The organism is Mesorhizobium sp. CO1-1-11, from assembly GCF_020164995.1.
Lineage (GTDB): Bacteria > Pseudomonadota > Alphaproteobacteria > Rhizobiales > Rhizobiaceae > Mesorhizobium > Mesorhizobium australicum.
Window position 1 is genome coordinate 11691 of record NZ_JAIUHE010000012.1, and the last position, 16158, is coordinate 27848.

Genomic DNA, 16158 nt, shown 5'->3' on the forward strand with positions numbered 1-16158 from the left:
CACCGGAAAAGTATATACATAATGTTTTTATTGTCCACCGAACAATAAACCACACAGCGGCGGACGAGGGTTCTCCAGGCCGTTTGTCGGCTCAGGATCACCTGGAGTGAGGAGCTCCGGCAAAAAAGGGAACAGTTCACATGATGATGGAAAAGATTGCCTCTCGTCCCCGGCACTGGCTCACAAGTACGGCCCTGTCAGTGCTGCTCATCAGTGCCGCGCCGGCGTTTGCAGTTACGCCCGCCGACACGCTGGTCGAAGGCTTCGCCATCGACGACATAATCACCATGGACCCGGCGGAAGCGTTCGAGCTGTCGACCGGCGAGGTGAGCGCAAACGTCTACGACCTTCTGGTGCGGTTCGACCGTACCGACACCTCGAAGGTCAAAGGGGATCTTGCCGCGAGCTGGAGCATCTCGCAGGACGGTCTAACCTACACATTCAAATTGAGGCCCGGCCTGAAATTCGCCTCGGGGCACCCACTCACAGCTCATGACGTCGCTTGGTCTTTTGAGCGCCTCATCAAGCTCGACAAGAGCCCTGCCTTTATCATTGGCCAGCTGGGCTTGACCGGCGACAATGTGACCGAGAAGGCGAAAGCCCTGGACGATACCACCTTCCAGTTCACCGTCGATAAAGCCTACGCACCGAGCTTCGTGCTGAACTGCCTGTCGACGACCGAGGCTGCGGTGGTGGACAGGGAATTGGTGGTGGAGCACGCCAAGACTGTGACACCTTCCGATGAATACAAATACGACAATGACTTCGGCAATGACTGGCTGAAGATGCATACGGCCGGATCGGGTCCGTTCAAGCTACGCGAATGGCGCGCAAACGAAGCCGTCGTCCTGGATCGCAACGACAACTATAATGGCGAAAAGGGCAAGCTTGCCCGCGTCATCTATCGCCACATGAGGGAAAGTTCCGCCCAGCGCCTCGCGTTGGAGGCAGGCGACATCGACGTGGCTCGTAACCTGGAGCCGAACGACCTTCAGGCCGTTGAAAAGAACCCGGCCATCAAAGTTACCAGCGCCGGCAAGAACACGATCTATTACATCAGTCTCAATCAGAAGAACGAGAACCTGGCCAAGCCCGGGGTTCGCCAAGCCCTCAAATATCTCATTGACTACGATGCCATTGGGGCAACCCTGATCAAGGGCATAGGGCAGATCCACCAGACCTTCCTGCCCAAGAGAATGCTGGGCGAGCTCGATGAGAGCCCTTTCAAGCTGGACGTCGCCAAGGCCAAGGAACTTCTCGATAGGGCAGGGCTGAAGGACGGCTTCAGTGTGACCATGGATGTCCGCAACACCCAGCCGGTGACGGGCATCGCTGAATCCATTCAGCAGACCGCGGCCGAGGCCGGCATCAAGATCGAGATCGTTCCTGGCGACGACAAACAAACGGTGACCAAGTACCGCGCCCGCAACCACGACATCTATATCGGCGAGTGGGGCGGGGATTATTTCGATCCCAACTCCAACGCACAGACGTTCGCGTCCAATACCGACAATTCGGACGAGGGCAAAAACAAGACACTCGCCTGGCGCAATGCATGGGCGGTTCCGGAGCTCTCCAAGGAGACGGAAGCCGCTCTGCTTGAGAAGGACACTGCCAGGCGCGCGCAAATGTACCGGCATCTCCAGCAGGAGGTTCTCGACGCCGGTCCTTTCGCCATCATTTACCAAAAGACCGAAGTGGCGGGACTGCGCGACAGCGTCAAAGGCTTCGAACTCGGGCCAAGCTTCGACACCAATTTCTTGAGCACCATCACAAAGGAATAGCCGGTGGAACCGTCGAGCTTAACCGCTGCTGGAATGCCGGCCGCGAGGAGCCGCGGTGCAGAACGTGCCATTGCGCTTCTAGCATCCGTCGCCTCGTTTCTCGCCATCGCGGCGATCACCTATCTTGGCCTCCTCGCTGTGACGTTTTTCATTGGCAGGGTCATACCCATTGATCCGGTGCTGGCCGTGCTTGGCGATCGGGCACCAGCCAGTGTCGTCGAGCGTACCCGGCGCGAGATGGGTCTCGACCTGCCGTTGCTGGAACAGTTCTACATCTACATCAAGGGAATCCTGAGTGGTGATTTCGGCAGATCGGTCCTGACCACAAACCCGGTGATGGTCGACATCCGCCGCGTCTTCCCGGCTACCGTCGAACTGGCAACGGTGGGTACCCTGATCGGTTCGTTCATCGGTGTGCCGCTCGGCGTCTTGGCGGCTGTCCGGCGTGGCAGCCTTTTCGATCAGCTCGTTCGCGCCATAGCTTTGGTCGGCTATTCAGTCCCCATCTTCTGGCTGGCGCTTCTTTGCCTGCTGCTGTTTTACGCCAAACTGCACTGGGTGGCATTCCCCGGCCGCATCGACATCACATACGAGTACAGCTTCGAGCCGCTTACGGGCTTTTACCTGATCGATGCGGCTTGGCAGGGACAGTGGGATGTCTTCCGGGACGTCTTTCGCCACCTCATCCTTCCGGCAGCGCTGCTCGGTTACTTTTCGATGGCCTACATCAGCGCCATGACGCGCTCTTTCATGCTGAACGAGCTGTCCCGAGAATATGTGGTCGCGGCGCGGGCGAAGGGCCTCTCCGAAACACGCATCATATGGAGGCACGCACTGCGCAACGCCGCGGTGCCGATGGTGACCGTCATCGCGCTTTCCTACGCCGGACTGCTTGAGGGCTCGGTGCTGACGGAGACTGTGTTCTCGTGGCCAGGTATCGGCCTCTACATCACCAACTCGCTGCAGAATGCGGACATGAACGCAGTGCTTGGCGGCACGGTCATCATCGGCTCGGTGTTCATCGCGATCAACTTGTTTGCGGACCTGCTCTATCGGGTCCTCGATCCAAGGACGAAACCGCAGTGACCTGGCTGTCTGCTTTGGCGCTAGGCAGCTGCCCCGCGCCGGACTGTGAGAGGCTCCTTAACGCCATTCCTTGGAACGATCCCTCATGAGCTCGTTAGAACAAACAACTCTGTCATATCGCCACTGGCTGCTTTCGGAGCACCCTTCGTCACGCTCGCAGGCCCGCCTCGGTCGCGCCTATACGATGTGGCGACGTCTGGTTGCAAACAGGCTGGCAATGGTCGGGGCCTTCATTGTCGTGGCCCTCCTGTTCACCGCCGTCTTCTCCTACCAGCTCGCGCCCTACTCGCCGCTCGTCGGTGACTTGAAAAACGCCCGGCTGCTGACGCCGAACGCCGAGCATTGGTTTGGCACCGACGATCTGGGTCGCGACATATTTTCCCGCATCATCCATGGTTCGCGGCTGACGCTTTTCGTGGTTGTGCTGGTCGCCATTATTGCAGCACCGATAGGCCTCGTGGTTGGCACGACGGCCGGTTATGCCGGCGGCTGGGTAGATGCAGTGCTGATGCGTATTACTGATATCTTCCTTGCGTTCCCAAAACTGATCCTGGCGCTGGCCCTCGTCGCCGCTCTTGGCCCCGGCATCGAGAACGCGGTGCTGGCCATCGCTATCACCTCCTGGCCGCCTTATGCTCGCATTGCGCGCGCCGAGACACTGACCGTGCGCAACTCAGACTACATTAAAGCCGTGCAACTCATGGGCGCCTCGCCCCTGCGCATCGTGCTTCGACATATCATGCCGCTGTGCACCTCATCGCTGATCGTCCGGGTGACACTCGACATGGCCGGCATCATCCTGACTGCGGCCGGCCTGGGCTTCGTTGGCTTGGGTGCGCAACCGCCGCTGCCGGAATGGGGCGCGATGATTGCCTCTGGCCGCCGTTTCATCCTCGACCAGTGGTGGGTCGCGGCCGCGCCAGGCGCTGCCATCCTGATTGTCAGCCTCGGCTTCAACCTTCTCGGTGGGGGGCTTCGCGATGCACTCGATCCGCACGGCAACGACCAATGAACATGAGGCCCGCCAACATGAGTGCAGCGAGCGGTGATCTGCTCCAAGTAAAAGATCTGCGCGTCACCTTTCCGACCCGCACCGGCATGATCGAGGCGGTACGCGGCGTCTCCTTTTCGCTCGGCCGCGAGCGGCTGGGTATCGTCGGCGAGAGCGGCTCGGGAAAATCGCAGACTGGCCGCGCCCTCATGGGGCTGACGCCGCCCCAGGCGCAGGTGTCCGCCACAAAACTTACCTTCGACGGGCTCGATCTGCTCACACTGCCGCCGCGCAAACGGCGGAGCTTGCGAGGAAAGCGCCTGGCCATGATCCCGCAGGACCCGAAATATTCGCTCGACCCGGTGATGAGCATCGGCCGCCAGATCGTCGAGACGCTGCGCACCCATGAAAAGGTCGGCAAGGCCGAGGCGCGCGAGCGCGCGCTGGCCATGCTCGAGGCGGTGCAGATCCGTGATCCCTCTCGCGTCTTCGACCTGCATCCGCACGAAGTGTCGGGCGGCATGGGCCAGCGCGCTATGATTGCCATGATGCTGATTGCCGGACCGGAAATGATGATCGCCGACGAGCCGACCTCGGCGCTCGACGTCACCGTGCAGCTCGACGTGCTCGGCATCCTCGACAGGCTGGTCAGTGAGCGCGGCATGGGGTTGATCTTCATCTCGCACGATCTGCGCCTGGTTTCCTCCTTCTGCGACCGCGTCATCGTCATGTATGCTGGCAAAGTCGTCGAGCAGCTCAAGGCATCGGAATTGAGTCAGGCCCAGCATCCCTACACGCGCGGGCTGCTCAACTGCATGCCAAAAATCGGCGCCGACCGTCACCCGCTGCCGGTGCTCGACCGCAAGCCGGAGTGGGCGCAATGACCGCAGCCATCGCCATTTCCGGCCTGGAGGTCACCTTCAAGAGGTTTCGTGCGTTAAAAGGCGTGAGCCTTGTCGTGCAGCCCGGCGGATCATTCGGCCTTGTCGGCGAATCTGGGGCTGGCAAGTCGACGCTGCTGAGGGCTATCGCTGGGCTGGCGCCGATCACATCCGGAACTGCGCTGGTCCAAGGCCGGCCGCTTGGCCACCACCGCGACATTGCATTTTATCGGCAGGTGCAGATGGTCTTCCAGGACCCGTACGGTTCGCTGCATCCGCGCCAGACAGTCGATCGGCTGCTGCAGGAGCCTCTCGCAATCCATGGCATCGGCGATGGCGAGAAGCGGATCCGGCGAGCGCTAGACGAAGTCGGACTGGGCTCTGGCTTTCGTTTCCGCTACGCGCATCAGCTGTCCGGCGGCCAACGCCAGCGCTTGGCAATAGCGCGCGCCCTTATCCTCGAACCATCAATCCTGCTGCTCGACGAGCCGACCTCGGCACTCGACGCCTCCGTGCAGGCCGAAGTGCTGAATCTCCTGCAAGACGTGCGGCAGCAGCGCAAGCTCACTTTCCTGGTGGTCAGCCATGATCTCGGTGTGATCCACCACATGTGTGAACGGCTGATGGTGATGCAGAACGGCGAGAGCGTCGAAGAAGTCGCAGCTGAAGACCTCGTGGCCGGCCAGGTGCGCCAGGAATACACGCTCAATCTGCTTCGGGCCAGCAAAGGTTTCGAGCGCAGCCCGAAAGGCCTTTTGGACTGAGGCGCTCCGAGCCGAAATAGATCAATTCCATAACCAATTAGGTGGGAGATGATGAGACAGGGCCAGATCCTTGAAGGCCAAATTCTTGGCTGGATGAGTGCTTTACTGTTCGAAGTGCCGCTCGTTCACGCGACGGACGCCGTATCTCTCAGGGATTACGATCCCTCTCAAAACGTAAGTATTTGTGCTACAATGGGGGAGGGGTTTGTTCAGCTCCCGCAAAGCCCCACCTGCGTTAGGATCGGCGGATCCGTCGAGTACGAAATTACAGCCGGCGCCGACCCTTCCTCTGGTGAGCGCCGAAAAACTTGGGGCCAATCTACCAGCGCTACCCTGTACGGTGATGTCCGGACCCAAACTGAACAGGGGATGCTGCGCGCACATTTCGAATTGGAATCCAACATCGTTGACGGCGTCAATGAAGGCGTCACCTTTTCTGAGGGGGTGATTGGCCTGGGTGGTATCCAAGTCGGCGCCTCCAGCTCGCAATTTGATAGCTGGCTGGATTCGGCCGGCAATGTTCTAAACGACGATGTCATCCCCTACGCTGGCGGCAAGACAAATCAGCTGAATTACACGGCCAGCCTCGGGAGTGGGATTTCCGCGATGCTTGGCGCCGAGCAAGGGGACGAAGGCGACGATGAAAAGGGCGATCAAGGGCATGCAATCGACAGCTATATGCCTCACCTCGTCGGCGGGCTGAAGCTCGAACGGAACTGGGGGGCGATTGGCACGGTCATCGGCTACGACTCCATGGCTGAAGAAGTCGCGGCAAAGGCGCGGCTGGACCTCAAGCTTGGCGACACCTTCTCAGTGTTCGCCATGGGTGGGTATCAATCAAATCCTGGAATCCCGAATTACTTTGGAGCGTGGAACGGGAGTTACGCGGCCTGGGGCGGCCTTTCTGTATTCCTGTTGCCAAAGCTCACCCTCAATGGCCAAGCGGGCTATGAAGATGCCGGCACCTATGCCTTGGCGTTCAACTTTGACTACGAGATCGCTCCAGGGTTCACCGTAACGCCCGAACTCGATTACACCGTCTTCGGCAGCGATCCCTCGAAGCCCAGCGACGCGCTGGGCGGCATGATCAGCATTCAGCGTGATTTCTGACGGGAACATGTCGCCAAGCGATTGCTCCACTGACGCCACTGATGCGCGGACCGGCCATCAGAAAAATCAATCTGCCAGACACTTCAAGACAAGGAGAAGGATCATGACCTCAACCCGGCGTTCGCTGCTTAAGATGGGACTGGTGGGCTTGCTTGTGCCGCAGGCGAGGGTTGTTTTGGCGGATCAAAAGCCAAACCAGACCTTCGAGACCTGGCGCCGCAACTTCGAAACCGGAGTTCCGGCACGCATGGCCGTGGCCAAGGTGTCAGGAGCCGCCGTGGGGATAATTTCGAAAAATGGCTCAACCAGCTATTCGGCCGGCTTTGGCTTTGCCGACATTCAACAGCAACGAAAATTCACTGCAGACACTCCAACGCATCTGGCATCGGTCAGTAAGTTGTTTACGGCCTCCGCCCTAGTCCAGCTGTTTGAGCGCAAGGGCCTCGACCTGCATCGAGACGTGAACGAGTTCATCGACTTTACCGTTATAAATCCCCACCACCCCAACATCCCGATCACGCCCCATCAACTCATCACCCACACGTCCAGCATCTCTGATGACGGATATGGAGACTACTCCGTCGTGGGAGATCCAACGCAAAGCCTGGCTGACTTCCTTCGCGACTATCTTGTGAAGGGTGGGGACACCTATTCGCCCAGGAAATCGTACTACAAGGCAAAACCTGGCAGGAAGTGGTCCTATTCCAACGTTGCCGTTGCCCTGGCAGGTTACGTCGTTGAGTGTCTCAGCAAACAGGGCTTCTCCTCTTATGTGGAGAAGCAAATATTCGAACCGCTCGGCATTCGCAACGCGCATTGGCATCTGAAACAATTTGCGCCGGACGTGATTTCGACACCTTACAGGTTCGAAAAGGGGGCTTTTGTTCCACTGCCTCAGGAAGGATATCCCGATGTCCCTGCAGGCATGTTGCGCTGTTCGGTCAGCGACCTTGCAAAGATGCTGCGTGCAATGCTCGGGGGTGAAACGGCCAGTCAGGCAATTCTATCGCCTGCCGCCGTCACCGCCATGCTGCGCGACCAGATCGACCCAGCGATCGTTCATTACCAGGGGCTTGGCTGGATCGAGGAGGAAATCAACGGGACACCCTTTGTTGGGCACTCCGGCAGCGATTTCGGCGCTTCCAACATGGTTATCCTGACGAAGGACCATCGCCATGCAGTCGCTGTGCTGATGAACATCGATGGAACGGAAAAGACTGACACGTTCAGGAGTTCGGTAATTGAAGATCTGCTGGCCGGCGCAGACCTCGCAACGTGAATTGGTCCAGAAGGAGACTTACTCCGAATAGCGGAGATTCATGCCTCTAGCAGGAAGAGCAAATGACGCATTGTGTTTTGACGGCCGAATTCACTCACGAAACGAACACCTTCAACGTGATCAAGACGGACTATGAAGCCTTTCGGAGCAGCCGCATCCTGGAAGGCAATGACGCCATTTCGGCTCGCGGCGATGCCAATACCGAATTGGCCGGATTTCTGGATGTTGCGCGCAAATACCAGTGGGATCTGGTGCATACGATCAGTGCCGATGCCGAACCTGCTGGTCCGGTCACGCGTGACGCGTTTGACCGCATCACCGATAAGATACTGGCTAAGGCGGCGGCTTTGGGCGACAAGCTTGATGGCATTTTGCTTGGCGTGCATGGCGCCATGGTGACCGATTTTTCTTCAGATGGCGAAGGTGAATTGCTTGAGCGTTTACGTCGAGTGCTGAAGCGCCGCATACCGATCGCCGTCACGTTGGACCCGCATGCCAACGTTACCGCCAGCATGTGTGAAAACGCGGACGTCCTGATTTCTTTCAAAACTTATCCACATGTCGATATTCGCGAAACCGCTCGCCATGCCGCCGAGTTGCTGCACAAGGCAATTCAAGGTTCCATCAGACCCAAGACTCTTTTGATGCGAAGGCCAATGCTGGAGGAGGCAAATGCCGGCCGCACGGATATCGGGCCAATGATTGATTGGATAGAAGAAGCAAGGGAGCATGAAAGGAGTGCCGGTGCACTCGCGGTCAGCATCAATGGGGCCTTTCCAGGTGCCGATGTGAAGGAAGTCGGCCCCACCGTGGTGGTGACCTATGACGGCGAGCCCGACAGACACATAGCTTTTGCGGAGCGCATCGCCGACAAAATCTGGGACAATCGCGAGAATGTCCTCAACAAGTTCTACACGCCTAAAGAGTCGGCCGAGATTGCTCGCTGCTACATGGGTGAACGGCCGCTCATCATCGCTGACTACGCCGATAATCCGGGTGCCGGCGCGTATGGCGACGCCACCGCGCTTCTCGATGCACTCTTGAAGGCGCGCGTCCAGAATGCGTGTTTTGGCCCAATGGTTGATGCCGGGACAGTTAACCAGCTATCAAATGCGAAGATCGGTGATACCGTTTCCGTTTCCCTGGGCGGCAAGATGGACCCGCGCTTTGGCGGACCACCATTGCAGGTTGAGGCTAAGCTTTTGCGTCTAAGCGACGGAAAGCTTGTAGGCACCGGGCCGCAGTTGGGCGGGCTCCAATTCAGTTTTGGTCCCACGGCCGTCATCTCGGTCGGTGGAGTGAAGGTGCTCGTCGTCACTGAGCGCTCGCAGTTGCTGGATCAGGAGCAATTCCGAGCCTTTAGCATAGAGCCGACGGCACACGACGTCATCGTTGTGAAATCCCAACAGCATTTCCGCGCGGACTTTGAATCTATCGCTGGAGAGATCATCATCTGCGATTGCGGTGCCCTGTCGACGATGGACTACGTCAAAATGCCGTTCAGGAACGTGCCGCGGCCGATTTACCCGCTCGACAAATTCTAGTGCGAGAACACGGACGATCCCGAGCGCCGGTACTATGTTAGGCGTGCTCGCGTCGTGCGCGGCGTAGCTAGCAGAAGGCTGGTTTCGCTCCCGGTTATGCCGCCAATCAGACGGATGCGGCGCAGCACCGCATCGAAATCAGTCAGCGAGGCGGTTCCAAGTTCCACAACCAGATCCCAGCGGCCGTTGGTGGTATGGATAGTCGACACTTCGGGAAACCCGCCCAGTGCCCTGACGACGCGGTCGGCGGCATGACCCTCAATTTCAATAAGCATGATGCCCCGAATGCGTTGATCGACGGCGTCCGCGCGCAGCACCACCGTGTAGCCGATGATGTCGCCGGATCGTTCCAGCCGCTCCATGCGCGTCCTGACCGTGGCGCGCGAGACGCCGAGATCGACGGCAAGATCAGACACGCTGCGCCTGGCGTCATGCCGAAGCAGGGTCACAAGGCGTTCATCGAGAGCGTCCATTGAGGTACCATTTTGATCAATTTCGCTGCCATTACGATAAACAATGCTTTTCGGATTGCCAATTCACCTGCTTCATATCGCCGGCTCACCGTGATCTCATCCCGGCCATTCGAAACTTGGTCGTCGGGAAAACAATGCGTTGCAAAATCGTCGGGGCGCCAGTGCAAGATGGCGCTGGCAGGATGGGATGCGAGATGGGGCCGAGCGCGCTCAGGACCGCCGGGCTGGCCGAGGTGCTGGCCGGCCTTGGCCATATCGTCGAGGATCTGAGGGCCGTCCAGCCGCTTCCGGCAAAGCGCGTCGTGCATGGCAATCTGGCCCTGAAGGCCCTGCCCGAAATATCGGCCTGGACATCTGCCATCGCCGAAGCCGCCTATGCCGCAAGCGAGGACGCCATGCCGATCTTTCTGGGTGGCGATCATTCGATCTCGGCCGGGACCATCGCAGGCCTCGCGCGCCGCGCCGCCGAAACCGGACGTCCGCTGTTCGTATTGTGGCTCGACGCGCATCCAGACTTCCACACGCTCGACACCACCGCCAGCGGTAATCTGCATGGTGTTCCGCTTGCTTACGCCAGTGGTCAGCCCGGCTTTGGGGGCTATTTTCCGGAGCTGCCGGCAGCGGTCGATCCCAAGCGTATCTGCACCATGGGCCTGCGCAGTGTCGACCCGGCTGAGCGAACGGCGCTCAATGAGGCCGGAGTAACCGTGCACGACATGCGCGCCATCGACGAGCATGGCATCGCTCCGCTGCTGCGCGCTTTCCTGGCGCGCGTGTCGGCGGAAGACGGCCTGCTGCATGTCAGCCTTGATGTCGACTTCCTCGACCCGTCGATCGCTCCGGCAGTCGGCACCACCGTTCCTGGCGGCGCGACTTTCCGCGAGGCACATCTGATAATGGAGATGCTGTCCGATAGCGGCCTCGTCTCAAGCCTGGACCTTGTCGAGCTCAATCCCTTTCTGGACGAGCGTGGCCGCACCGCGACGCTGCTGGTCGACCTGACGGCCAGCCTGATGGGCCGCCGCATCATGGACCGCCCCACCCGCAGCCATTCCGGGAGCTTTTCATGAACACGATGAAGCTGAACGTCGTCCCCTTCGTCAGTGTCGACCGCATGATGAAGCTGGTGATCGCCATCGGTGTCGAGCGCTTCCTGACCGAGCTCGCCAGCTACATCGAGGAAGATTTCCGTCGCTGGGAACTGTTCGACAAGACGCCTCGCATCGCCTCGCATAGCCATGACGGCGTCATCGAGCTGATGCCGACAAGCGATGGGCGCCTCTACGGCTTCAAATATGTCAACGGCCATCCGAAGAACATGCGCCAGGGCCTGCAGACGGTGACGGCCTTCGGCGTGCTCGCCGATGTCGGCAACGGCTACCCGATGCTGCTCACCGAGATGACCATCCTGACCGCGCTTCGCACCGCTGCCACGTCCGCGGTCGCCGCGAAGTATCTGGCGCCGAGCGGCGCGCGCACCATGGCCATCATCGGCAATGGGGCCCAATCTGAATTCCAGGCGATCGCCTTTAAGGCGCTGACCGGCATCGATCGGCTCAGGCTCTATGACCTCGACCGGTCCGCCTCGCTGAAATGTGCGAAGAACCTGGCCGAGATGGGCTTCGACATCACCATCTGTGGGAGTGCACAGGAGGCGGTTGAAGGTGCCGGGACTATCACTACCGTTACCGCCGACAAGCAGAACGCCACCATTCTCACAGATAACATGGTCGGGTCCGGCGTCCACATCAATGCCGTCGGTGGCGATTGCCCCGGCAAGACTGAACTGCACAAGGACATCCTGCTGCGCTCTGACATTTTCGTCGAGTTTCCGCCACAAACCCGCATCGAGGGCGAAATCCAGCAACTGGATTCCACCCATCCCGTCACCGAACTCTGGCAAGTGATCGCTGCCAAGGCGCAAGGTCGGCGAGACGCCAAGCAGATCACGCTCTTCGATTCCGTCGGCTTTGCGATCGAGGATTTCTCGGCACTGCGATATGTTCGCGATCAACTGCAGGCGACCGGCCTCTATGAGGAGCTCGATCTGCTGGCCGACCCCGACGAGCCGCGCGACCTCTTTGGCATGCTGCTGAGGGCGGCCCTGCAGCCGGCAGCTTAATGAATCGGCCGAGCTAACGGAGATCGGTGACCGCGCTCATTGGTGTTTTACCTTAGAAAGAGACCTTGTCGCCGCCCTTGAGCTGCAGGATCCGCCGCGCCTCGTCGGGGGTGGCGATGGAGGCGCCGAGCCCCTCGATGATCTGGCGCACCTTGTTCACTTGCTCGGCGTTGGATTTTGCCAGCTGGCCCTTGCCGATCCACAGCGAGTCCTCCAGCCCAACGCGCACATTACCACCCAGCGCTATGGCCTGCGTGGCGATCGGCAACTGGCTGCGGCCGGCGCCCAGCACGGACCAATGATAGTCATTGCCGAACAGGCGGTCGGCGGTGCGCTTCATATGCGCGACGTCCTCCGGATGGCTGCCGATGCCGCCCAGTATGCCGAACACGCTCTGGACGAAGAACGGTGCCTTGACCAGGCCGCGCTCGACGAAGTGGGCAAGCGTATAGAGATGGCCGATGTCGTAACACTCGATTTCAAAACGAGTGCCGCTTTCCGCGCAGGTGCGCAGGATGTGCTCGATGTCACCAAAGGTGTTGCGGAAGATGCGGTCGCGAGAGCCTTCGAGATAAGGGCGCTCCCAATCATGCTCGAAGGTCTTGAAGCGCTCCAGCATCGGATAGAGACCAAAATTCATGGAGCCCATATTCAGCGAGGCGACTTCCGGCGCGAAGGTCGCGGCCGGCTTGACCCGCTCCTCGACGCTCATCGTCGCGGCGCCGCCGGTGGTGATGTTGATGACGCAATTGGAGCGCTGCTTGATCACCTTCAAGAAAGGCGCAAAGGCCTCGGTCGACTGGTCGGGCCGGCCGTCGGCGGGATTGCGCGCATGCAGGTGTACGATGGCTGCACCAGCCTCGGCCGCCCCGATCGCGGCGTCGGCGATCTCTTGCGCGCTCACCGGCAGATGCGGCGACATTGACGGCGTATGGATCGAGCCGGTGACCGCGCAGGTGATGATGATCTTGTTCTGGTTCGCCATTTGAAGGTATCCTGGTCCTTTGAGCGCTTGGTTCACCGCGCCTTATTTCACCGCACCTTGCGTGATGCCTGAGATGAACTGCTTCGACAGCACGACATAGAGCAAGGTGATCGGTAGGGCCGCCAGCGTCAGCCCGGTGAACAGCACGCCCCAGTCGGTGGTGAATTCGCCGACGAAGACCGTGAGGCCCTGCGGCAGCGTCTTGAGATCGTCGGACGTGATCAGCACCAGCGGAAAGAAGAAATCGTTCCAGATCGGCACCGCATTCTGGATCGCAACGATAACCAGGGCCGGGCGCGCCAGCGGCAGCATGATCGAACGCATGATGCGAAATTCGCTGGCACCGTCCATACGCGCCGACTCCTCCAGTTCGCGAGGCAAGGTCCTGAGAAAGCCGGTCATGATGAACACCGCGGAGGGAATGCCCATGGCAACATAGACCAGCACCAGGCCGGCATAGCTGTCGACCAGGCCAAGCGAATCCAACTGGATGAACAATGGAATGATGGCCAGTTTCAGCGGCACGGTCATGCCGCTCAGGAAGAACATCAGCACCAGCGCGCTCAGCCTGAACTGGTAGCGGGCGATGGCATAGGCGGCCATGGTGCTGAACAGAAGGATCAAGGCCACGGCGGCCATGGTGATGCCGAGGGAATTGGCGAGGTAGCGGACGAAATTGGTTTCGCTCCACACACGCTCGGCATTGGCCAGCGAAAAGTGCGCCGGCAGGGCAAAGGGCGACGAGAAGATCTCGGCATTGGTCTTGAAGGATGACATCACCATTACGAACAGCGGATAGATCATGATCAGGGCATTGATCGCCAGCATCAGCTGGATGGCCCCGTTCTTCAATAGCTCGCCGGGTTCCCTGGTGCCGACCGCTGCGCTCACAGTTCGATCTCGCGACGGCGCAGATAGCGAAGCGCGATTGCGGTAACGCCGGCAACGATGACGAACATCATCACCGCCAGCGCGCTGCCCTGGCCGAAATCTTGAATGCCTGTCGTCGTCGAGCCGAAGGCGGTGCGGTAGAAATAGAGGCCGAGCACATCCGTCGCGCCGCCGGGGGACCCGGTTAGGCCGGCCATGACATAGGGGATTTCGAACCAGTTGAAGCTGCCGATGAAGGTCAGGATGGTGACGATGGTGACGCTCGGCGCAATCAGCGGCCAGATGATGCGCGTCATCAGCACATAGTCGCCGGCGCCATCGAGACGGGCAGCCTCGATCACCTCCTTGCCGATGCGCTGCATGCCGGCGAGCAACACCAGCGTCGGGAAGCCGAGCCAGTGCCAGACATTGGCGAACAGGATGCTGCCCAACGCGGTGTTTTCATTGCCGAGCCACGGGATGGCACCGATGCCGACAAGCGCCAGCGTCTGGTTCACAAGACCAAACAGCGGATGCAGGAACAGTTTCCACAGGAATCCGACGATGACGGCCGACAAGACGACAGGCAGAAAGACGATGACTTGGTGGATGCGATGGCCGGGCAGCGCCTTCAGCAATGCGTAGGCAAGCAGGAAGGCGGTGCCGTTCTCGAACACCATCAGGGCCACGAAGGCGATGATGTTGTGTTTCAGGGCATTGTAGGTCCAGCCGCTATAAGGCTGTTCGAACAGCACCTTGCGGAAGTTTTCGAAGCCGATGAATCCGGTCGGCTGCAGGCCGTTGAACTCATAGAAGGCAAGCCGGAAGGCCGAGAGCAGCGGCCACAGCACGAACAGCACCATGACCACCAAGGCCGGTGTCAGCAGCGACGCGATCCAGAGTGACCGGCGCCACGGGAAAGCTTTTGGGGTGTGGCGCCGACCGCTGCTCATCTCACTTGCCCTGGAAAGGCTTGTACCATTTGGCGAGGCCGTCGGTCAGGTCGGCGGCCAGTTGGTCCGGGGTGATCGAACCCGACATCATCTTGGTGATGTCGCCCTGAAGCAGCTCCGATCCCGTCGGCTTCTCGAAACGAAAGTAGACGACATTGATATGCGGCATGGCGGTCTCGTTCAATTTGGCGACCTGGGCGAGCAGCTCGTCCTTAATGACCACGCCCTTGATCGGCGAGATGTTGCCGAGCAACGCCGAGAACTTGTCGCCGAATTCCTTGGTGCCCATCCAGTTGACCAGCTTGAGCGCGGCCTCCTTGTTGGCCGACTTGGCGTTAACGGCGTAACCGCCGTCAAAGAACTTGGTCGCCTGCGGCACACCGCCGGCCTTGGCCATTGGCGGGGCGACGAAGTCCATGTTCATGGCGGGGTTCTGGGTCCGGTAGCTGGCGATGTCGAAGCTGCCGCCGGCCAGCATCGCCGCCTTGCCGCTGATGAACAGCTGGCCAGCGGTGTCGTAGTCGATGCCTTCAAAACCGGGAGGCATGTAGTTGCGCAATTCGAGCAGCTTGCCGAGTGCCGCGATGTAGCGTGGGTCCTTGAAGGTGGTCTTGCCCGACGTCAGATCTGTGACAAAGTCCTGGCCGAGGAACGGGTTGGTGAAGATGGCGACGAACATCTCGTTGAACCAGCTTGTCCCCATGCCGTTGGCCAGGGGATAGATACCCTTGTCCTTCAGCGCCTTGCTGACGGTTATGAATTCGGCCCATGTGGTCGGCGGGGTCAGTCCGGCCTTGGCGAAGACGTCCTTGTTGATGAACAGACCGAGCGTCTGCGAGGCGAAGGGCAGGGAATAGACCTTCTTGTCGGCGCGGTAGGTGCCGGCCACCAGCGCATCGGCGGGCTGGTTGGCGAGTGAAGGAACCGTGGTCAGATCCTGCGGCTCGAAATAGCCTGCTTTCACGAACTGCTCGAGCCAGCCATAGGCGTGGGTATGGATGACATCGCCACCCTTGCCGGCGGCCAGCGCCGTGGAGACGATGGTCGGATAATTCTCGTCCGGGAACGACTCGAACTTCACATGGATGTCCGGGTTTTCCTTGGTGAAGTCGGTGAAAAGCTCGTTGTAGGCGGCCTTGTCTTCCTGACGCCAGGTCCAGAACGAGATGTCGGTAGCGTGAGCCACGCTTGCCGTGAGTCCCCATGCGAAAGACGCGGCCGCGAGGGCCAGACCAATCCTTCTCCTGCTCATGTTGCAATCTCCCAATCGCGCTTGATGCGCTTTTTACGACGATCACCAAATCATAGTTGTTGCC

General features: G+C 59.8%; 15 protein-coding genes. 10 read left to right on the forward strand and 5 right to left on the reverse strand.

Features of this window, described 5'->3' with window-relative positions:
- The first annotated feature begins 140 nt into the window (after window positions 1-140).
- The 8 genes from LB554_RS15525 (at window position 141) to LB554_RS15560 (ending at window position 9439) form a co-directional block, all read left to right on the forward strand.
- Window positions 141-1784, forward strand: a complete 1644-nt coding sequence (locus tag LB554_RS15525; RefSeq protein WP_411961419.1) for an ABC transporter substrate-binding protein — start codon at window positions 141-143, stop codon at window positions 1782-1784.
- 33 nt (window positions 1785-1817) lie between these two features.
- A complete protein-coding gene (locus LB554_RS15530) occupies window positions 1818-2870 on the forward strand; it encodes an ABC transporter permease (protein ID WP_224585413.1) in 1053 nt (350 codons plus the stop codon).
- An 85-nt stretch (window positions 2871-2955) separates the two neighbouring features.
- Window positions 2956-3882 (forward strand): nickel transporter permease, encoded by a 927-nt coding sequence (gene nikC, locus LB554_RS15535; RefSeq protein WP_224585617.1) that lies wholly within the window; start codon window positions 2956-2958, stop codon window positions 3880-3882.
- A 17-nt stretch (window positions 3883-3899) separates the two neighbouring features.
- Window positions 3900-4745, forward strand: a complete 846-nt coding sequence (locus LB554_RS15540) for an ABC transporter ATP-binding protein (RefSeq protein WP_224585415.1) — start codon at window positions 3900-3902, stop codon at window positions 4743-4745.
- Window positions 4742-5506, forward strand: coding sequence for an ABC transporter ATP-binding protein (locus tag LB554_RS15545; protein ID WP_224585417.1), 765 nt, complete (start codon window positions 4742-4744; stop codon window positions 5504-5506). Before LB554_RS15540 ends, LB554_RS15545 begins: the two co-directional genes overlap by 4 nt.
- Window positions 5507-5557: 51 nt before the next feature.
- Window positions 5558-6616, forward strand: coding sequence for a porin (locus LB554_RS15550; protein WP_224585419.1), 1059 nt, complete (start codon window positions 5558-5560; stop codon window positions 6614-6616).
- A gap of 103 nt (window positions 6617-6719) precedes the next feature.
- Window positions 6720-7895: a serine hydrolase domain-containing protein gene (locus LB554_RS15555; protein ID WP_224585421.1), complete on the forward strand. Its 1176-nt coding sequence runs from the start codon at window positions 6720-6722 to the stop codon at window positions 7893-7895.
- Between the two features lie 62 nt (window positions 7896-7957).
- Window positions 7958-9439, forward strand: a complete 1482-nt coding sequence (locus LB554_RS15560; RefSeq protein WP_224585423.1) for a M81 family metallopeptidase — start codon at window positions 7958-7960, stop codon at window positions 9437-9439.
- 32 nt (window positions 9440-9471) lie between these two features.
- Here LB554_RS15560 and LB554_RS15565 read toward each other — a convergent pair whose 3' ends face one another.
- Window positions 9472-9912 carry an Lrp/AsnC family transcriptional regulator gene (locus LB554_RS15565; RefSeq protein ID WP_140787409.1) on the reverse strand — a complete coding sequence of 147 codons (441 nt, stop codon included), beginning with the start codon at window positions 9910-9912 and terminating at the stop codon, window positions 9472-9474.
- Between the two features lie 134 nt (window positions 9913-10046).
- On the opposite strand from LB554_RS15565, the gene rocF reads away from it, so the two are divergent.
- Both rocF and LB554_RS15575 read left to right on the forward strand, forming a co-directional pair.
- Window positions 10047-10982 (forward strand): arginase, encoded by a 936-nt coding sequence (gene rocF, locus LB554_RS15570; RefSeq protein ID WP_224585425.1) that lies wholly within the window; start codon window positions 10047-10049, stop codon window positions 10980-10982.
- The gene (locus tag LB554_RS15575; protein WP_224585427.1) at window positions 10979-12034 is read left to right on the forward strand and encodes an ornithine cyclodeaminase; all 1056 of its coding nucleotides are present in this window, start codon (window positions 10979-10981) and stop codon (window positions 12032-12034) included. Before rocF ends, LB554_RS15575 begins: the two co-directional genes overlap by 4 nt.
- Window positions 12035-12086: 52 nt before the next feature.
- Here LB554_RS15575 and LB554_RS15580 read toward each other — a convergent pair whose 3' ends face one another.
- From LB554_RS15580 to LB554_RS15595, 4 genes are read right to left on the reverse strand one after another with little or no spacing between them, the layout of a single operon-like run.
- Window positions 12087-13019 (reverse strand): 3-keto-5-aminohexanoate cleavage protein, encoded by a 933-nt coding sequence (locus tag LB554_RS15580; RefSeq protein WP_224528416.1) that lies wholly within the window; start codon window positions 13017-13019, stop codon window positions 12087-12089.
- Window positions 13020-13061: 42 nt separating this feature from the next.
- A complete protein-coding gene (locus LB554_RS15585) occupies window positions 13062-13910 on the reverse strand; it encodes a carbohydrate ABC transporter permease (protein ID WP_224585429.1) in 849 nt (282 codons plus the stop codon).
- Window positions 13907-14842 carry a carbohydrate ABC transporter permease gene (locus LB554_RS15590; RefSeq protein ID WP_224585431.1) on the reverse strand — a complete coding sequence of 312 codons (936 nt, stop codon included), beginning with the start codon at window positions 14840-14842 and terminating at the stop codon, window positions 13907-13909. Before LB554_RS15590 ends, LB554_RS15585 begins: the two co-directional genes overlap by 4 nt.
- Before the next feature lies 1 nt (window position 14843).
- The gene (locus LB554_RS15595; protein ID WP_224585433.1) at window positions 14844-16094 is read right to left on the reverse strand and encodes an extracellular solute-binding protein; all 1251 of its coding nucleotides are present in this window, start codon (window positions 16092-16094) and stop codon (window positions 14844-14846) included.
- Between the last annotated feature and the right edge of the window lie 64 nt (window positions 16095-16158).